The sequence below is a fragment of the Bacillus sp. NPDC057893 genome (assembly GCF_042796455.1).
Lineage (GTDB): Bacteria > Bacillota > Bacilli > Bacillales > Bacillaceae_G > Bacillus_A.
On the sequence record NZ_JBHVNG010000017.1, the window covers coordinates 32,268 to 46,645 of the forward strand.

Below are 14,378 nucleotides of genomic sequence, written 5' to 3' on the forward strand. Positions count from 1 at the left end.
AAACTAAGGAGGAATTTAGAATGGCTAAAGCTAAATTCGAACGTTCTAAACCCCATGTTAACATCGGTACAATCGGCCACGTTGACCATGGTAAAACTACATTAACTGCTGCGATCACTACAGTTCTTGCAAAAGCTGGTGGTGCTGAAGCACGCGGATACGATCAAATCGACGCTGCTCCAGAAGAAAGAGAGCGCGGAATCACAATCTCAACTGCACACGTTGAGTACGAAACTGAAACTCGTCACTATGCACACGTTGACTGCCCAGGTCATGCTGACTATGTTAAAAACATGATCACTGGTGCTGCTCAAATGGACGGCGGTATCTTAGTAGTATCTGCTGCTGATGGCCCAATGCCTCAAACACGTGAGCACATCCTTCTTTCTCGTCAAGTAGGTGTTCCTTACATCGTTGTATTCTTAAACAAATGCGACATGGTAGACGACGAAGAATTATTAGAATTAGTTGAAATGGAAGTTCGCGACCTATTATCTGAATACGGATTCCCAGGCGACGATATTCCTGTAATTAAAGGTTCTGCTCTTAAAGCTCTTCAAGGAGAAGCTGAGTGGGAAGAAAAAATCATCGAATTAATGGCTGAAGTTGATGCTTACATCCCAACTCCAGAACGTGAAACTGACAAACCATTCTTAATGCCTATCGAGGATGTATTCTCTATCACAGGTCGTGGTACAGTTGCAACTGGTCGTGTTGAGCGTGGAATCGTTAAAGTTGGTGACGTAGTAGAAATCATCGGTCTTGCTGAAGAGAATGCTAATACAACTGTAACTGGTGTAGAAATGTTCCGTAAGCTTCTTGACCAAGCTCAAGCTGGAGACAACATCGGTGCTCTACTTCGTGGGGTTGCTCGTGAAGACATCCAACGTGGACAAGTTCTTGCTAAAACTGGCTCTGTAAAAGCACACGCTAAATTCAAAGCTGAAGTTTTCGTATTATCTAAAGAAGAAGGTGGACGTCATACTCCATTCTTCGCTAACTACCGTCCACAGTTCTACTTCCGTACAACTGACGTAACTGGTATCATCCAATTACCAGAAGGTACTGAAATGGTAATGCCTGGTGACAACATCGAAATGACTATCGAACTTATCGCTCCAATCGCTATCGAAGAGGGAACTAAATTCTCTATTCGTGAAGGTGGACGTACAGTAGGTTACGGTGTAGTTGCTACAATCGTTGCTGAGTAGTCTTTAATTAGATTATTAAAAACTCAAGGGATTCTCCCTTGAGTTTTTTTATTGCTTATTACTATAGAAGAAAGAGATGCATTTTCTATTTTTGAATGAGTTTCTTCTATAGTATATAAAACGAAGGTGACACCCAAAAACTGTAAGTTAAATAAGAGTAGATGAAAACTTGATATTCTTTAAAGTGCCATGTATAATAGCAAAAGTAGAGAAAAGCAGATGCAAACAAAAAGATGCTTGCATCTAGACGAATAACATTGTATAATAGACAATGTTGGTCTTTGACTGCGATGAAGTGGAAGGTTGCTGACACACCCGGCCGCTTTGCCATGGCATGGTGTGGGGAAATTTCCATGGAGAAGGTCTATTTTAGAAATAGGCGAACGAAGGAGGGAAAATAATGGCAAAAGAAAAAATTCGTATCCGTTTAAAAGCTTATGATCACCGTATTCTTGATCAATCAGCTGAGAAAATTGTAGAAACAGCTAAGCGTTCTGGGGCAACAGTTTCTGGTCCGATCCCATTACCAACTGAGAAGACTATTTACACAATTCTTCGTGCTGTTCATAAGTACAAAGATTCTCGTGAACAATTCGAAATGCGCACGCACAAACGTCTAATCGACATCGTGAGTCCTACTCCACAAACAGTAGATTCATTAATGCGTTTAGATTTACCATCTGGTGTAGATATCGAAATCAAATTATAATTTATATAACTTAAAAATGTAGGAGGTGTAACTCATGACCAAAGGAATCTTAGGAAGAAAGATCGGTATGACTCAAGTATTTGCTGAGAACGGTGAGTTAATCCCAGTAACGGTAATCGCTGCTAATCCAAACGTTGTTCTTCAAAAGAAAACAACTGAAACTGATGGCTACAACGCAATTCAGTTAGGATTTGAAGATAAACGTGAAAAGTTAACTAACAAACCTGAACAAGGCCACACTGCTAAAGCATCTACAACTCCTAAGCGCTTCATTCGCGAAATCCGCGATGCAGACGTGGACGGATTAGAGGTTGGTCAAGAGGTAAAAGTTGAAGTTTTCGCTGCAGGTGAAATCGTTGACGTAACAGGAATTTCTAAAGGTAAAGGTTTCCAAGGTGTTATTAAACGCCACGGACAATCTCGCGGACCTATGTCTCATGGTTCTCGCTATCACCGTCGTCCAGGTTCAATGGGGCCAGTTGCTCCGAACCGTGTATTCAAAGGCAAAAAACTTGCTGGACGTATGGGTGGAGACCAAGTTACTATCCAAAACTTAGAAATCGTTCAAGTTGACACTGAGCGCAACTTATTACTAGTAAAAGGTAACGTTCCAGGTGCTAAGAAATCTCTTGTAGTTGTTCAAGGCGCTGTGAAGGTTAGCAAATAATTCACAATAGGAAGGAGGAATTCCAATGCCAAAAGTTACTGTATATAACCAAACTGGTTCACAGGTTGGTGAAATCGAATTAGCTGAAGCTATTTTCGGTATCGAACCAAATGAAGCTGTACTATTTGAAGCTGTAATGATGCAACGTGCATCTTTACGTCAAGGTACACACAAAGTAAAAACTCGCTCTGAAGTTCGCGGTGGTGGTCGTAAACCATGGCGTCAAAAAGGAACTGGACGTGCTCGTCAAGGTTCTATCCGCTCTCCTCAATGGCGTGGTGGTGGTACGGTATTCGGACCTACACCAAGAAGCTATGCGTACAAACTTCCTAAGAAAGTTCGTCGTTTAGCAATCAAATCTGCATTAGCTACTAAAGTAGTTGAGAACAACATTGTAGTTCTTGAAGACCTAGTGTTAAATGCACCAAAAACAAAAGACATGGTAGCAGTACTTAAAGGATTAACTGTTGAGAAGAAAGCTCTTATCGTAACTGCTGATGCAAACGAATCTGTAGAGTTATCTGCTCGCAATATCCCAGGAGTAACAGTAATCACTGCTGATGGCGTAAACGTGCTAGATGTGCTTCATCATGATAAGCTAATCATGACAAAAGCGGCAGTGGAAAAAGTAGAGGAGGTGCTTGCATAATGAGAGATCCTCGTGATATCATTAAGCGCCCAGTTATCACTGAACGTTCTATGGAAATGATGGCTGAAAAAAAATACACGTTCGACGTGGACGTTAAATCTAATAAAACAGAAGTTAAAGACGCGATAGAAGCGATCTTTGGTGTTAATGTAGACAAAGTAAATATCATGAACTACAAGCCGAAAGCAAAACGCGTTGGTCGTCACGCTGGTTTTACTAGCCGTCGTCGTAAAGCAATCGTTAAGCTAACTGCTGACAGCAAAGAAATCGAAATCTTCCAAGGCGTTTAATTCTTACTAAAGAAGGAGGGAAATTGAGATGGGAATTAAAAAGTATAATCCAACTACTAACGGTCGTCGTAACATGACTACGAATGATTTCGCTGAAATCACGACCGACAGACCGGAAAAGTCTTTACTTGCTCCTTTAAGCAAAAAGGCTGGTCGTAATAACCAAGGTAAAATTACTGTACGTCATCAAGGTGGCGGACATAAGCGTCAATACCGTATCATCGACTTTAAGCGTAACAAAGATGGAATTCCAGGACGCGTTGCTACGATCGAATATGATCCAAACCGCTCTGCGAATATCGCATTAATTAATTACGTTGACGGTGAAAAACGTTACATTCTTGCTCCTAAAACTTTAGAAGTGGGTATGGAAGTTGTGTCTGGCCCTGAAGCTGACATTAAAATCGGTAACGCATTACCATTAATCAACATTCCAGTAGGTACTGTTGTTCATAACATCGAGCTTAAGCCTGGTCGTGGCGGACAATTAGTTCGTTCTGCTGGTACATCTGCTCAAGTACTTGGTAAAGAAGGAAAATACGTACTTGTACGTTTAACTTCTGGTGAAGTACGTTTAGTATTATCTGCTTGTCGCGCTTCAATCGGTCAAGTTGGTAACGAACAACACGAACTTATCAAAATCGGTAAAGCAGGTCGCTCTCGCTGGTTAGGTAAGCGTCCAACAGTTCGTGGTTCTGTAATGAACCCGGTTGATCACCCACACGGTGGTGGTGAAGGTCGCTCTCCAATCGGACGTAAGTCTCCAATGTCTCCATGGGGTAAACCAACTCTTGGATTCAAGACTCGTAAGAAAAACAAAGCGTCTGATAAATTTATCGTTCGTCGTCGTAAAAAATAATGGGATTGTAGTACGGTTCGCTTCAAGAACCGTACGCCAATCACGAAGGGAGGCACCAAAATGGCTCGTAGCTTAAAAAAAGGACCATTTGTCGATGATCACTTAATGAACAAAATGGAAAAATTAGTTGCATCTGAGCAAAAACAAGTTGTTAAAACTTGGTCTCGCCGTTCAACAATCTTCCCTCAGTTCATCGGACATACAATTGCTGTATATGATGGTCGTAAACATGTACCTGTGTACATCACTGAGGATATGGTTGGCCATAAGTTAGGTGAATTCGCACCAACTCGTACGTATAAAGGTCACCTTGCTGACGATAAGAAAACTAGAAGATAATGAGAGGAGGCACTTCAATGCAAGCTAAAGCAGTAGTGAGAACAGTTCGTATTGCTCCTCGTAAGGTTCGTTTAGTAGTAGACTTAATCCGAGGTAAGCAAGTGGGTGAAGCGATTGCTATCCTTAACCACACACCAAAAACTGCTTCTCCAGTTGTAGAAAAAGTTTTAAAATCTGCAATCGCAAATGCAGAGCACAATTATGAGATGGATATTAACAACCTAGTTGTTGAAAAAGTCTTCGTTGACGAAGGTCCAACGTTGAAACGTTTCCGTCCACGTGCAATGGGTCGTGCAAGCCAAATTAACAAACGCACAAGCCACATCACAGTTGTGGTATCAGAAAAGAAGGAGGGATAATCGATGGGTCAGAAGGTTAATCCAATTGGTCTTCGTGTCGGTATTATCCGCGACTGGGAATCTCGTTGGTTCGCTGAGAAAGATTATGCTACGTTATTACATGAAGACATCAAAATCCGTGAGTACATTACTGTACGCTTAAAAGATTCTGCTGTTGCTAAAGTAGAAATCGAACGTGCAGCAAATCGTGTAAATGTTACAATTCACACTGCGAAACCTGGTATGGTAATTGGTAAAGGTGGTACTGAAGTTGAAGCACTTCGTAAAGCTCTTAACCAATTAACAGGCAAGCGTGTACACATCAACATTTTAGAAGTTAAGAGAGCTGATCTTAACGCTAAATTAGTAGGCGAAAACATCGCTCGTCAATTAGAAAACCGTGTATCATTCCGTCGTGCACAAAAGCAAGTTATTCAACGTGCTATGCGTGCAGGAGCAAAAGGTATTAAAACACAGGTTTCTGGTCGTCTTGGCGGAGCTGATATCGCTCGTGCAGAATCTTACAGTGAAGGAACTGTTCCACTTCATACACTTCGCGCTGATATTGACTATGCAGCAGTTGAAGCTGATACAACATACGGTAAATTAGGCGTAAAAGTATGGATCTACCGTGGAGAAGTCCTTCCTACAAAAAAGAAAGCTTCTGAGGAAGGAGGAAAATAATATGTTAATGCCTAAACGCGTAAAATATCGTAGAGAGCATCGTGGTAAAATGCGTGGTCGTGCAAAAGGTGGAACTGAAATCGCTTTTGGTGAATTCGGTTTACAAGCACTAGCTGCTTCATGGATTACAAACCGTCAAATCGAAGCTGCTCGTCGTGCAATGACTCGTCAAATGAAACGTGGCGGTAAAGTATGGATTAAAATTTTCCCTTCTAAACCTTACACTGCAAAACCTCTAGAAGTACGTATGGGTTCCGGTAAAGGGGCACCAGAAGGCTGGGTAGCAGTAGTAAAACCTGGGAAAATTATGTTTGAAATCGCGGGTGTATCTGAAGAGGTAGCACGCGAAGCATTACGTCTTGCAGCTCACAAATTACCAGTGAAATGTAAATTCGTAAAACGTGAAGTAAATGGTGGTGAATCTAATGAAAACTAATGATATTCGTGAATTAACCACTGCCGAAATCGAAACAAAAGTTAAAGCTTTAAAGGAAGAGTTGTTTAATCTTCGCTTCCAACTTGCTACAGGACAATTAGAGAATCCAACTCGCATCCGTGAAGTACGTAAAGCGATTGCTCGTATGAAAACTGTAGTTTGTGAAAGAGAGATCGGAATTAATCGATAAATTGAGGGGAGGTTTGCATAGTGAGCGAACGTAACCAACGCAAAGTTTATACTGGTCGTGTTGTTTCTGACAAAATGGACAAAACGATTACAGTTTTAGTTGAAACTTACAAAACTCATTCCTTGTACGGAAAACGTGTTAAGTATTCTAAAAAGTATAAAGCCCATGATGAGCAAAACCAAGCGAAACTTGGCGATATCGTTAAAATCATGGAAACTCGCCCGCTTTCTGCTACTAAGCGTTTCCGTTTAGTTGAAATCGTTGAAGAAGCGGTTGTTATCTAAATAGACGAATCGGAATTTTTAGTCCGAAGGGAGGTTTCATAACATGATCCAACAAGAATCTCGTTTGAAAGTTGCTGACAACTCTGGTGCCCGCGAACTTTTAACAATTAAAGTATTAGGCGGCTCTGGTCGTAAATATGCTTATATTGGTGATATTATCGTTGCTACAGTAAAACAAGCAACACCAGGTGGCGTTGTTAAAAAAGGTGACGTTGTTAAGGCAGTAGTGGTACGTACGAAGAGCGGAGCTCGTCGTCCGGACGGTTCTTACATTAAATTTGATGAAAACGCAGCGGTTATCATCAAAGACGATAAGAGCCCACGTGGTACTCGTATCTTCGGACCAGTAGCTCGTGAATTACGTGATAGCAACTTCATGAAGATCGTTTCTTTAGCTCCAGAAGTTCTATAATTTAAGGTATTGCCTTGCTAAGGAGGTGCAGAATTAAGATGCATGTAAAAAAAGGTGATAAAGTTCAGGTAATCACTGGTAAAGACAAAGGAAAACAAGGTGTTATCCTTGTGGCTTTCCCAAAGCAAAACCGTGTTATCGTTGAGGGTGTTAACATCGTTAAAAAACACTCTAAGCCATCTCAATTAAATCCACAAGGTGGAATTATTACGAAAGAAGCACCTATTCACGTTTCTAATGTTATGGTATTAGATCCGAAAACAGGCGAACCTACTCGCGTAGGCTTCAAAGTAGAAGATGGTAAAAAAGTGCGTATTGCAAAAAAATCTGGTGAATTATTAGATAAATAATTTTCTTAAGAAAGGAGGTCACTTCATTGAATCGCCTTAAAGAGAAGTTCCAAAAGGAAATTACTCCTGCTCTAATGAGCAAGTTTAACTATAAATCTGTGATGGAAGTACCGAAAATCGAAAAGATCGTAATCAACACTGGTGTTGGTGACGCGGTATCTAACTCAAAAGCTTTAGACAATGCAGTAGAAGAATTAACTCAAATCGCAGGTCAAAAACCTGTTGTAACTCGCGCTAAAAAATCAATCGCTGGTTTCCGTCTTCGTGAAGGTATGCCAATCGGTGCGAAAGTAACTTTACGCGGTCAGCAAATGTATGAGTTCTTCGACAAATTAGTATCAGTTTCTTTACCACGTGTACGTGATTTCCGTGGTGTTTCTAAGAAATCATTCGATGGTCGTGGGAACTACACATTAGGTGTTAAAGAGCAACTAATTTTTCCTGAGATTGATTATGATAAAGTAAGTAAAGTCCGAGGTATGGACATCGTAATCGTTACTACAGCGAAAACTGATGAAGAAGCTCGTGAACTTTTAACACAATTCGGTATGCCATTCCAAAAATAATGGAAGCCAACGCTAAGTAGAGGAGGCGAAAACGTGGCTAAAAAATCTATGATCGCGAAACAAAAGCGTACTCCTAAGTTTAAAGTACAAGAGTATACACGTTGCGAACGCTGCGGTCGTCCGCATTCTGTATACCGCAAATTTAAGCTTTGCCGTATTTGTTTCCGTGAACTTGCATATAAAGGTCAAATTCCTGGTGTTAAAAAAGCTAGTTGGTAAAACCCACAAATGGGAAGGAGGTAAAACACATGGTGATGACAGATCCAATTGCAGACATGCTTACTCGCATCCGTAATGCGAACATGGTACGTCATGAGAAATTAGAGGTTCCTGCTTCTAAAATCAAAAAAGAGATCGCTGATCTTTTAAAACGTGAAGGTTTCATTCGTGATGTAGAATACATCGGGGATAACAAACAAGGTATCCTTCGTATTTTCCTGAAATATGGTGCAAACAATGAACGTGTAATCACTGGATTAAAACGTATCAGTAAACCTGGCTTACGCGTTTACGCAAAAGCTGATGAAGTACCTCGTGTACTTAACGGATTAGGTATCGCTCTTGTTTCTACATCTAAGGGAGTAATGACGGACAAAGACGCTCGTCAATTACAAACTGGTGGAGAAGTAGTAGCATACGTTTGGTAATATATATTTAAAACGAACGGAGGTGTGACCACATGTCTCGTATTGGTAAAAAGATTCTTGAAATCCCTGCAGGTGTTACTATTACAGTTGCAGAAGACAATACTGTAACAGTAAAAGGCCCTAAAGGTGAATTAACTCGTACTTTCAAAACTGATATGTCTATCAAAATTGAAGAAAATACACTAACAGTTGAGCGTCCATCTGAACAGAAGGAACACCGTGCATTACACGGTACAACTCGTGCTTTAATCGGAAACATGGTTGAAGGTGTAACTACAGGTTTTGCACGCGGACTTGAATTAGTCGGTGTTGGTTACCGTGCTCAAAAACAAGGTGATAAACTTGTTTTAAGCGTAGGTTATTCTCATCCAGTAGAAATGACTCCAGAAGCAGGACTTGAAGTTGAAGTACCTGTACCAACTAAAATCGTAATTAAAGGTATCGACAAGCAACGTGTTGGCGAATTTGCTGCTAACATCCGTGCTGTACGTGCTCCTGAACCATATAAAGGTAAAGGTATTCGTTACGAAGGCGAAGTTGTTCGTCGTAAAGAAGGTAAAACTGCTAAGTAAACCCGTTAGGTGAAAGAAAGGAGTGACAAGAATGATCACTAAAGCTGCTAAAAATGCGACTCGTAAGAAAAGACATGCACGTGTACGTGCTAAACTTACTGGTACTGCAGAACGTCCACGTTTAAACGTGTACCGTTCTAACCAACATATTTACGCTCAAGTTATTGATGATGTAAATGGTGTAACATTAGTAAGTGCATCTACTCTTGATAAAGACCTTGCTCTTAACGGTACTAGCAATACTGAAGCTGCTACGAAAGTTGGAGAATCAGTTGCTAAGCGTGCTGTAGAGAAAGGCGTTAAAGAAGTAGTATTTGATCGCGGTGGTTACTTATACCATGGCCGTGTTAAAGCTCTAGCTGAAGCTGCTCGTGAGGCTGGATTACAATTTTAATGGTCAAAGGAGGGAAAATTGATGCAACGCATTGACCCAAGTAAATTAGAACTTGAAGAACGTGTAGTTACGATAAATCGTGTCGCGAAAGTTGTTAAGGGTGGTCGTCGTTTCCGCTTTGCTGCACTAGTTGTAGTTGGCGATAAAAACGGTCATGTTGGATTCGGTACTGGTAAAGCACAAGAGGTACCAGATGCGATCCGTAAAGCTATCGAAGACGCTAAGAAAAACCTAATCGCAGTACCATTAGTTGGTACAACAATTCCACATACAATCAACGGTCATTTTGGAGCGGGTGAAGTATTCTTAAAACCTGCTGCTGAGGGTACTGGTGTTATTGCTGGTGGACCTGTTCGTGCGGTACTAGAATTAGCTGGTGTACAAGATATTCTTTCGAAATCTCTTGGTACTAACACACCAATCAACATGATTCGCGCTACTGTGAACGGATTAAGCGAACTTAAGCGCGCTGAAGATGTTGCAAAATTACGCGGTAAATCTGTAGAAGAGCTACTAGGTTAAGGAGGGAAAACAAATGGCGAAAAAGTTAGAAATTACCCTCACTCGTAGTGTAATTGGTCGTCCACAAGATCAACGTGCGACGGTAGAAGCTTTAGGTCTTAAAAAGTTGAATTCAACTGTAGTTAAGGAAGAAACTCCTGCTATTCTTGGTATGATCAACAAAGTTTCTCACCTTATAACTGTAAAAGAAGCTTAAGGATAACTCATTAATATAAGGAGGTGCCTGGGAATGAAACTTCATGAATTAAAACCTGCAGAAGGTTCTCGTAAAGTACGTAACCGTGTCGGTCGTGGTATCGGTTCTGGTAACGGTAAAACTGCTGGTAGAGGTCATAAAGGACAAAACGCACGTTCTGGCGGCGGTGTTCGTCTTGGCTTCGAAGGTGGTCAAACTCCACTATTCCGTCGTTTACCAAAACGCGGCTTCACAAACATTAACCGTAAAGAGTTTACTATTGTAAACTTATCAACGTTAAATCGTTTTGAAGATGGTACAGAAGTAACACCTGAATTATTGCTGGAAACTGGCGTTATCAGCAAATTAAACGACGGTGTTAAAATTCTTGCAAGCGGAGCAGTAGAGAAAAAATTAACTGTTAAAGCGCACAAGTTCTCTTCAAGTGCTAAAGAAGCAATTGAAGCAGCTGGCGGATCAGTTGAGGTGATCTAATGTTTCGTACAATCTCCAACTTTATGCGCGTTGCTGAGATAAGACGTAAAATATTATTCACTTTAGCGATGTTAGTCGTATTCAGAATTGGCACGTTTATCCCAGTGCCATTTACAAATGGAGACGTACTGAAAGCACAAGATCAATTAAATGCCTTAGGTATCCTAAATACATTTGGCGGTGGCGCCTTGAAGAACTTCTCCATCTTCGCGATGGGAATCATGCCGTATATTACAGCATCCATCATCGTGCAATTATTGCAGATGGATGTTGTTCCTAAATTTTCGGAATGGTCGAAGCAAGGCGAAATGGGCCGTCGTAAACTAACGCAATTCACGCGTTACTTTACAATTGTTCTTGCGTTTATTCAGGGGTTTGGTATGTCAATCGGTTTTAACGGTATGGTAGGTGGGCAATTAATTTTGAATCCAGGTTGGAGCACTTATTTATACATTGCTACGGTACTGACTGCTGGTACTGCATTTTTAATGTGGTTAGGTGAACAGATTACATCTAAAGGTGTAGGTAATGGTATTTCCATTCTTATCTTTGGTGGTATTGCCGCAGCGATCCCAAGTGTTATATCTCAAGTGTATCAACAACAGTTTCAAAATATCGGAGATCAATTGTTCATGAGTATCGTTAAAGTTGCGTTGATTTTACTAGCTGTGCTAGCAGTTATTGTTGGTGTTATTTTCATTCAACAGGCTGTTAGAAAGATCCCAATTCAATACGCGAAGCGTGTAACAGGAGGGAATGGGAATCATGCTGGAGCACAAAACACTCATTTACCACTTAAGGTAAATAGTGCGGGTGTTATTCCAGTCATTTTTGCTGTTTCATTCTTAATTACGCCTCCAACTATTGCACAGTTCTTCCCGAAACATGATGTATCGCAGTGGATTATTGCAAACTTTAACTATTCTCACCCAGTGGGAATGATCATATATGTTGCGCTCATTGTGGCCTTCACATACTTCTATGCATTTGTTCAGGTTAATCCAGAGCAAATGTCAGAGAATCTAAACAAGCAAGGTGGATATGTTCCAGGTATTCGTCCGGGTAAGAATACAGAACAATATCTAACAAAAATCTTGTATCGTTTGACCTTTGTGGGATCAATTTTCCTAGCAGCGATTGCAATCTTACCAGTTATCTTTACGAAATTGGGAAATCTTCCTCCATCTGCACAGATTGGCGGAACGAGTATGTTAATCGTTGTCGGCGTTGCTTTAGAAACAATGAAGCAGCTAGAAAGCCAATTAGTAAAACGCCATTACAAAGGGTTTATCAAGCAGTGAGTAAGTGGGAAGAATTATCTTCCCTACATGCTCATGTACTGAGGGGGAACAAGGATGAACTTAATTTTAATGGGGCTTCCTGGTGCTGGTAAAGGTACACAAGCCGAACAGATTGTTGCCAAGTATAACATCCCTCACATCTCAACGGGAGATATGTTCCGTGCAGCTATGAAGGCTGAAACTGAACTTGGTTTACAAGCAAAATCTTTTATTGATAAAGGTGCGCTTGTTCCAGATGAAGTTACAATCGGAATTGTTCGTGAACGTTTAAGTCAAGAAGACTGTATTAAAGGATTCTTATTAGATGGTTTCCCACGAACTGTTGCACAAGCATCAGCTCTTGAAGAGATTATGAAAGATCTTGGCAAAAAAATCGATTATGTTTTAAACATTAATGTGGATTCAGGGTTGTTATTAACACGCCTTACAGGTCGTCGCATTTGTAAAGAGTGCGGTGCGACTTACCACTTAGAATTCAATCCGCCAGCAAAAGCTGATGTGTGCGATAAATGTGGTGGCGAATTATATCAACGCTCTGATGACAATGAGGAAACTGTAGCAAATCGTTTAGATGTAAATATTAAGCAAACAAAACCTTTGCTTGATTTCTACGGGGAGCTTGGTTACTTAGAAAGCATTAATGGTGAGCAAGATATCAATAAAGTATTTGCTGATATCGATGTTCTCATCGGGTGCTTAGCGTAATGATCATCTGCAAAACTCCTCGCGAGATAGAAATCATGCGAGAAGCTGGCAGGATCGTTGCTTTAACTCATCAAGAGTTGAAACAACATATTACTCCAGGAATTACAACGAAAGAGCTCAATCAAATAGCGGAAAAGACGATTCGAAAATATGGTGCTATGCCATCTTTTAAAGGATATAACGGATTTCCGGGGAGCATATGTGCTTCTGTAAATGAAGAGCTTGTACACGGGATTCCAGGGAAGCGTAAGCTCGAAGAGGGCGATATCATCAGTATCGATATTGGTGCGAAATACAATGGGTACCATGGAGATTCTGCATGGACGTATCCAGTTGGAAACATTTCTGAATCTGTTCAAAAGTTACTTGATGTCACAGAAAAATCGTTGTATCTTGGTCTAGAACAAGTAAAACCAGGCGAAAGATTATCAAATATCTCACATGCGGTTCAAACCCATGCTGAAGAGAATGGATTCTCGATCGTTAGGGAGTATGTTGGTCACGGAATCGGGCAAGACTTACATGAGGACCCTCAAATCCCGCACTATGGTCCACCAAATAGAGGCCCTAGATTAAAGCCGGGAATGGTCATCTGTGTTGAGCCGATGGTGAATCAAGGAAGACGATATGTAAAAACACTATCTGATGACTGGACAGTGGTAACGGTAGATGGTAAATGGTGTGCCCACTTTGAGCACACGATTGCTCTTACAGAAGCAGGATACGAAATCCTTACCACTTTATAAGTAGCTGGCTCTCCGGGATTTCAGAGCAGTGTAAAATGTTACTGATTTGAAGAAGGGAGAACTATTGAATGGCTAAAGATGATGTAATTGAAGTCGAAGGTACCGTTCTTGAAACGTTGCCAAATGCTATGTTCAAAGTAGAATTAGAGAATGGGCATGTCGTATTGGCTCACGTTTCTGGTAAAATCCGTATGAACTTCATTCGTATTTTACCAGGAGACAAAGTTACGGTAGAATTATCTCCGTACGATTTAAATCGTGGTCGTATTACGTACCGTTTTAAATAATATAGCACTCCGTAATCTTTAAGGAGGTTCGAGACATGAAAGTAAGACCGTCAGTTAAACCAATCTGCGAAAAATGTAAAGTTATTCGTAGACGTGGAAAAGTAATGGTTATTTGTGAAAACCCTAAACATAAACAAAAACAAGGTTAATCAGAAGGAGGTGCATTCAGAATGGCACGTATCGCAGGTGTAGATATTCCTCGTGACAAGCGCGTTGTTATTTCTTTAACTTACGTATTCGGCATTGGTCGCCCAACTGCTGAAAAAATTCTTACAGAAGCTGGTATTTCTTCGGAAGCACGAGTTCGTGATTTATCGGAAGATGAATTAGGACGTATCCGTGATATCATCGATCGTATTAAAGTTGAGGGAGACCTTCGTCGTGAAGTATCTCTTAACATTAAACGTCTAATGGAGATCGGTTCTTACCGTGGTCTTCGTCACCGTCGTGGTTTACCAGTTCGTGGTCAAAACTCTAAAAACAATGCTCGTACGCGTAAAGGTCCACGTCGTACAGTAGCAAATAAAAAGAAATAATAAGTAAAGGAGGT

28 protein-coding genes are annotated in these 14,378 nt (G+C 40.8%); all 28 read left to right on the top strand.

The genetic code is table 11. The annotated features are described in order from the left end of the window. Window positions 1-20 precede the first annotated feature (20 nt). Window positions 21-1,211, top strand: coding sequence for an elongation factor Tu (gene tuf, locus ACFVQC_RS28330; protein WP_002159605.1), 1,191 nt, complete (start codon window positions 21-23; stop codon window positions 1,209-1,211). 400 nt (window positions 1,212-1,611) lie between these two features. After that, the gene (gene rpsJ, locus ACFVQC_RS28335) at window positions 1,612-1,920 is read left to right on the top strand and encodes a 30S ribosomal protein S10 (protein ID WP_001040595.1); all 309 of its coding nucleotides are present in this window, start codon (window positions 1,612-1,614) and stop codon (window positions 1,918-1,920) included. A gap of 34 nt (window positions 1,921-1,954) precedes the next feature. Beyond that, on the top strand, window positions 1,955-2,587 hold the full coding sequence (gene rplC, locus ACFVQC_RS28340; RefSeq protein WP_000160209.1) for a 50S ribosomal protein L3: 633 nt from the start codon (window positions 1,955-1,957) through the stop codon (window positions 2,585-2,587). 25 nt (window positions 2,588-2,612) lie between these two features. Further along, window positions 2,613-3,236: a 50S ribosomal protein L4 gene (rplD, locus tag ACFVQC_RS28345; RefSeq protein ID WP_001127261.1), complete on the top strand. Its 624-nt coding sequence runs from the start codon at window positions 2,613-2,615 to the stop codon at window positions 3,234-3,236. Beyond that, window positions 3,236-3,526: a 50S ribosomal protein L23 gene (rplW, locus tag ACFVQC_RS28350; protein ID WP_001205557.1), complete on the top strand. Its 291-nt coding sequence runs from the start codon at window positions 3,236-3,238 to the stop codon at window positions 3,524-3,526. Before rplD ends, rplW begins: the two co-directional genes overlap by 1 nt. Window positions 3,527-3,554: 28 nt before the next feature. Continuing rightward, on the top strand, window positions 3,555-4,385 hold the full coding sequence (rplB, locus tag ACFVQC_RS28355; protein ID WP_002159604.1) for a 50S ribosomal protein L2: 831 nt from the start codon (window positions 3,555-3,557) through the stop codon (window positions 4,383-4,385). A 60-nt stretch (window positions 4,386-4,445) separates the two neighbouring features. Then, on the top strand, window positions 4,446-4,724 hold the full coding sequence (rpsS, locus tag ACFVQC_RS28360) for a 30S ribosomal protein S19 (protein WP_000124452.1): 279 nt from the start codon (window positions 4,446-4,448) through the stop codon (window positions 4,722-4,724). 17 nt (window positions 4,725-4,741) lie between these two features. Continuing rightward, window positions 4,742-5,083, top strand: coding sequence for a 50S ribosomal protein L22 (gene rplV / locus ACFVQC_RS28365; protein WP_002009773.1), 342 nt, complete (start codon window positions 4,742-4,744; stop codon window positions 5,081-5,083). Between the two features lie 3 nt (window positions 5,084-5,086). Continuing rightward, window positions 5,087-5,746 (top strand): 30S ribosomal protein S3, encoded by a 660-nt coding sequence (rpsC, locus tag ACFVQC_RS28370; RefSeq protein ID WP_002009771.1) that lies wholly within the window; start codon window positions 5,087-5,089, stop codon window positions 5,744-5,746. A gap of 1 nt (window position 5,747) precedes the next feature. Further along, window positions 5,748-6,182 carry a 50S ribosomal protein L16 gene (gene rplP, locus ACFVQC_RS28375; protein WP_002091521.1) on the top strand — a complete coding sequence of 145 codons (435 nt, stop codon included), beginning with the start codon at window positions 5,748-5,750 and terminating at the stop codon, window positions 6,180-6,182. After that, window positions 6,172-6,372 carry a 50S ribosomal protein L29 gene (rpmC, locus tag ACFVQC_RS28380; protein ID WP_002091523.1) on the top strand — a complete coding sequence of 67 codons (201 nt, stop codon included), beginning with the start codon at window positions 6,172-6,174 and terminating at the stop codon, window positions 6,370-6,372. The genes rplP and rpmC overlap by 11 nt, the downstream gene beginning before the upstream one ends. 20 nt (window positions 6,373-6,392) lie before the next feature. Then, window positions 6,393-6,656, top strand: coding sequence for a 30S ribosomal protein S17 (rpsQ, locus tag ACFVQC_RS28385; protein ID WP_002091526.1), 264 nt, complete (start codon window positions 6,393-6,395; stop codon window positions 6,654-6,656). A gap of 43 nt (window positions 6,657-6,699) precedes the next feature. Next, window positions 6,700-7,068: a 50S ribosomal protein L14 gene (rplN, locus tag ACFVQC_RS28390; protein WP_002063420.1), complete on the top strand. Its 369-nt coding sequence runs from the start codon at window positions 6,700-6,702 to the stop codon at window positions 7,066-7,068. A gap of 38 nt (window positions 7,069-7,106) precedes the next feature. Beyond that, entirely contained in the window at window positions 7,107-7,418 is a 312-nt protein-coding gene (gene rplX, locus ACFVQC_RS28395) for a 50S ribosomal protein L24 (protein WP_000558201.1), read from the top strand. A 26-nt stretch (window positions 7,419-7,444) separates the two neighbouring features. Then, window positions 7,445-7,984 carry a 50S ribosomal protein L5 gene (gene rplE, locus ACFVQC_RS28400; protein ID WP_002091528.1) on the top strand — a complete coding sequence of 180 codons (540 nt, stop codon included), beginning with the start codon at window positions 7,445-7,447 and terminating at the stop codon, window positions 7,982-7,984. A gap of 33 nt (window positions 7,985-8,017) precedes the next feature. Beyond that, window positions 8,018-8,203, top strand: coding sequence for a 30S ribosomal protein S14 (gene rpsN / locus ACFVQC_RS28405; RefSeq protein ID WP_001085700.1), 186 nt, complete (start codon window positions 8,018-8,020; stop codon window positions 8,201-8,203). 29 nt (window positions 8,204-8,232) lie between these two features. Continuing rightward, a complete protein-coding gene (rpsH, locus tag ACFVQC_RS28410; protein WP_002091529.1) occupies window positions 8,233-8,631 on the top strand; it encodes a 30S ribosomal protein S8 in 399 nt (132 codons plus the stop codon). A gap of 32 nt (window positions 8,632-8,663) precedes the next feature. Next, entirely contained in the window at window positions 8,664-9,203 is a 540-nt protein-coding gene (gene rplF, locus ACFVQC_RS28415; protein ID WP_002063425.1) for a 50S ribosomal protein L6, read from the top strand. 31 nt (window positions 9,204-9,234) lie between these two features. Continuing rightward, complete coding sequence (rplR, locus tag ACFVQC_RS28420) at window positions 9,235-9,597, top strand: 50S ribosomal protein L18 (protein ID WP_002009761.1); 363 nt, start codon at window positions 9,235-9,237, stop codon at window positions 9,595-9,597. Between the two features lie 21 nt (window positions 9,598-9,618). Next, complete coding sequence (gene rpsE, locus ACFVQC_RS28425; protein ID WP_002063426.1) at window positions 9,619-10,119, top strand: 30S ribosomal protein S5; 501 nt, start codon at window positions 9,619-9,621, stop codon at window positions 10,117-10,119. 13 nt (window positions 10,120-10,132) lie between these two features. Then, window positions 10,133-10,315, top strand: coding sequence for a 50S ribosomal protein L30 (rpmD, locus tag ACFVQC_RS28430; protein ID WP_001085231.1), 183 nt, complete (start codon window positions 10,133-10,135; stop codon window positions 10,313-10,315). A 33-nt stretch (window positions 10,316-10,348) separates the two neighbouring features. Continuing rightward, window positions 10,349-10,789 (top strand): 50S ribosomal protein L15, encoded by a 441-nt coding sequence (rplO, locus tag ACFVQC_RS28435; protein WP_002009754.1) that lies wholly within the window; start codon window positions 10,349-10,351, stop codon window positions 10,787-10,789. Next, window positions 10,789-12,090 (top strand): preprotein translocase subunit SecY, encoded by a 1,302-nt coding sequence (gene secY / locus ACFVQC_RS28440; protein WP_002091534.1) that lies wholly within the window; start codon window positions 10,789-10,791, stop codon window positions 12,088-12,090. The genes rplO and secY overlap by 1 nt, the downstream gene beginning before the upstream one ends. Before the next feature lie 54 nt (window positions 12,091-12,144). After that, the gene (locus ACFVQC_RS28445) at window positions 12,145-12,795 is read left to right on the top strand and encodes an adenylate kinase (protein WP_002091536.1); all 651 of its coding nucleotides are present in this window, start codon (window positions 12,145-12,147) and stop codon (window positions 12,793-12,795) included. After that, window positions 12,795-13,541: a type I methionyl aminopeptidase gene (gene map, locus ACFVQC_RS28450; protein WP_341037955.1), complete on the top strand. Its 747-nt coding sequence runs from the start codon at window positions 12,795-12,797 to the stop codon at window positions 13,539-13,541. The genes ACFVQC_RS28445 and map overlap by 1 nt, the downstream gene beginning before the upstream one ends. A gap of 68 nt (window positions 13,542-13,609) precedes the next feature. Further along, a complete protein-coding gene (gene infA / locus ACFVQC_RS28455; protein ID WP_001029884.1) occupies window positions 13,610-13,828 on the top strand; it encodes a translation initiation factor IF-1 in 219 nt (72 codons plus the stop codon). 35 nt (window positions 13,829-13,863) lie between these two features. Next, a complete protein-coding gene (gene rpmJ, locus ACFVQC_RS28460) occupies window positions 13,864-13,977 on the top strand; it encodes a 50S ribosomal protein L36 (RefSeq protein WP_000868344.1) in 114 nt (37 codons plus the stop codon). A 21-nt stretch (window positions 13,978-13,998) separates the two neighbouring features. After that, entirely contained in the window at window positions 13,999-14,364 is a 366-nt protein-coding gene (gene rpsM / locus ACFVQC_RS28465) for a 30S ribosomal protein S13 (protein WP_002159602.1), read from the top strand. Window positions 14,365-14,378 lie beyond the last annotated feature (14 nt).

What these genes read in the sequence shown, in the direction of transcription:
- tuf (WP_002159605.1), top strand. Translation starts at nt 21, where the DNA reads ATGGCTAAAGCTAAATTCGAACGTTCTAAACCCCATGTTAACATCGGT.
- secY (WP_002091534.1), top strand. Translation starts at nt 10,789, where the DNA reads ATGTTTCGTACAATCTCCAACTTTATGCGCGTTGCTGAGATAAGACGT.
- map (WP_341037955.1), top strand. Translation starts at nt 12,795, where the DNA reads ATGATCATCTGCAAAACTCCTCGCGAGATAGAAATCATGCGAGAAGCT.
- rplO (WP_002009754.1), top strand. Translation starts at nt 10,349, where the DNA reads ATGAAACTTCATGAATTAAAACCTGCAGAAGGTTCTCGTAAAGTACGT.
- rplC (WP_000160209.1), top strand. Translation starts at nt 1,955, where the DNA reads ATGACCAAAGGAATCTTAGGAAGAAAGATCGGTATGACTCAAGTATTT.
- rpsJ (WP_001040595.1), top strand. Translation starts at nt 1,612, where the DNA reads ATGGCAAAAGAAAAAATTCGTATCCGTTTAAAAGCTTATGATCACCGT.
- rplV (WP_002009773.1), top strand. Translation starts at nt 4,742, where the DNA reads ATGCAAGCTAAAGCAGTAGTGAGAACAGTTCGTATTGCTCCTCGTAAG.
- rpsH (WP_002091529.1), top strand. Translation starts at nt 8,233, where the DNA reads ATGGTGATGACAGATCCAATTGCAGACATGCTTACTCGCATCCGTAAT.
- rplF (WP_002063425.1), top strand. Translation starts at nt 8,664, where the DNA reads ATGTCTCGTATTGGTAAAAAGATTCTTGAAATCCCTGCAGGTGTTACT.
- rplP (WP_002091521.1), top strand. Translation starts at nt 5,748, where the DNA reads ATGTTAATGCCTAAACGCGTAAAATATCGTAGAGAGCATCGTGGTAAA.
- rpsC (WP_002009771.1), top strand. Translation starts at nt 5,087, where the DNA reads ATGGGTCAGAAGGTTAATCCAATTGGTCTTCGTGTCGGTATTATCCGC.
- rplW (WP_001205557.1), top strand. Translation starts at nt 3,236, where the DNA reads ATGAGAGATCCTCGTGATATCATTAAGCGCCCAGTTATCACTGAACGT.
- rpsM (WP_002159602.1), top strand. Translation starts at nt 13,999, where the DNA reads ATGGCACGTATCGCAGGTGTAGATATTCCTCGTGACAAGCGCGTTGTT.
- rplB (WP_002159604.1), top strand. Translation starts at nt 3,555, where the DNA reads ATGGGAATTAAAAAGTATAATCCAACTACTAACGGTCGTCGTAACATG.
- rpsE (WP_002063426.1), top strand. Translation starts at nt 9,619, where the DNA reads ATGCAACGCATTGACCCAAGTAAATTAGAACTTGAAGAACGTGTAGTT.
- rplR (WP_002009761.1), top strand. Translation starts at nt 9,235, where the DNA reads ATGATCACTAAAGCTGCTAAAAATGCGACTCGTAAGAAAAGACATGCA.
- rpsS (WP_000124452.1), top strand. Translation starts at nt 4,446, where the DNA reads ATGGCTCGTAGCTTAAAAAAAGGACCATTTGTCGATGATCACTTAATG.
- rplD (WP_001127261.1), top strand. Translation starts at nt 2,613, where the DNA reads ATGCCAAAAGTTACTGTATATAACCAAACTGGTTCACAGGTTGGTGAA.
- rpmD (WP_001085231.1), top strand. Translation starts at nt 10,133, where the DNA reads ATGGCGAAAAAGTTAGAAATTACCCTCACTCGTAGTGTAATTGGTCGT.
- infA (WP_001029884.1), top strand. Translation starts at nt 13,610, where the DNA reads ATGGCTAAAGATGATGTAATTGAAGTCGAAGGTACCGTTCTTGAAACG.
- rplX (WP_000558201.1), top strand. Translation starts at nt 7,107, where the DNA reads ATGCATGTAAAAAAAGGTGATAAAGTTCAGGTAATCACTGGTAAAGAC.
- ACFVQC_RS28445 (WP_002091536.1), top strand. Translation starts at nt 12,145, where the DNA reads ATGAACTTAATTTTAATGGGGCTTCCTGGTGCTGGTAAAGGTACACAA.
- rpmJ (WP_000868344.1), top strand. Translation starts at nt 13,864, where the DNA reads ATGAAAGTAAGACCGTCAGTTAAACCAATCTGCGAAAAATGTAAAGTT.
- rplN (WP_002063420.1), top strand. Translation starts at nt 6,700, where the DNA reads ATGATCCAACAAGAATCTCGTTTGAAAGTTGCTGACAACTCTGGTGCC.
- rpmC (WP_002091523.1), top strand. Translation starts at nt 6,172, where the DNA reads ATGAAAACTAATGATATTCGTGAATTAACCACTGCCGAAATCGAAACA.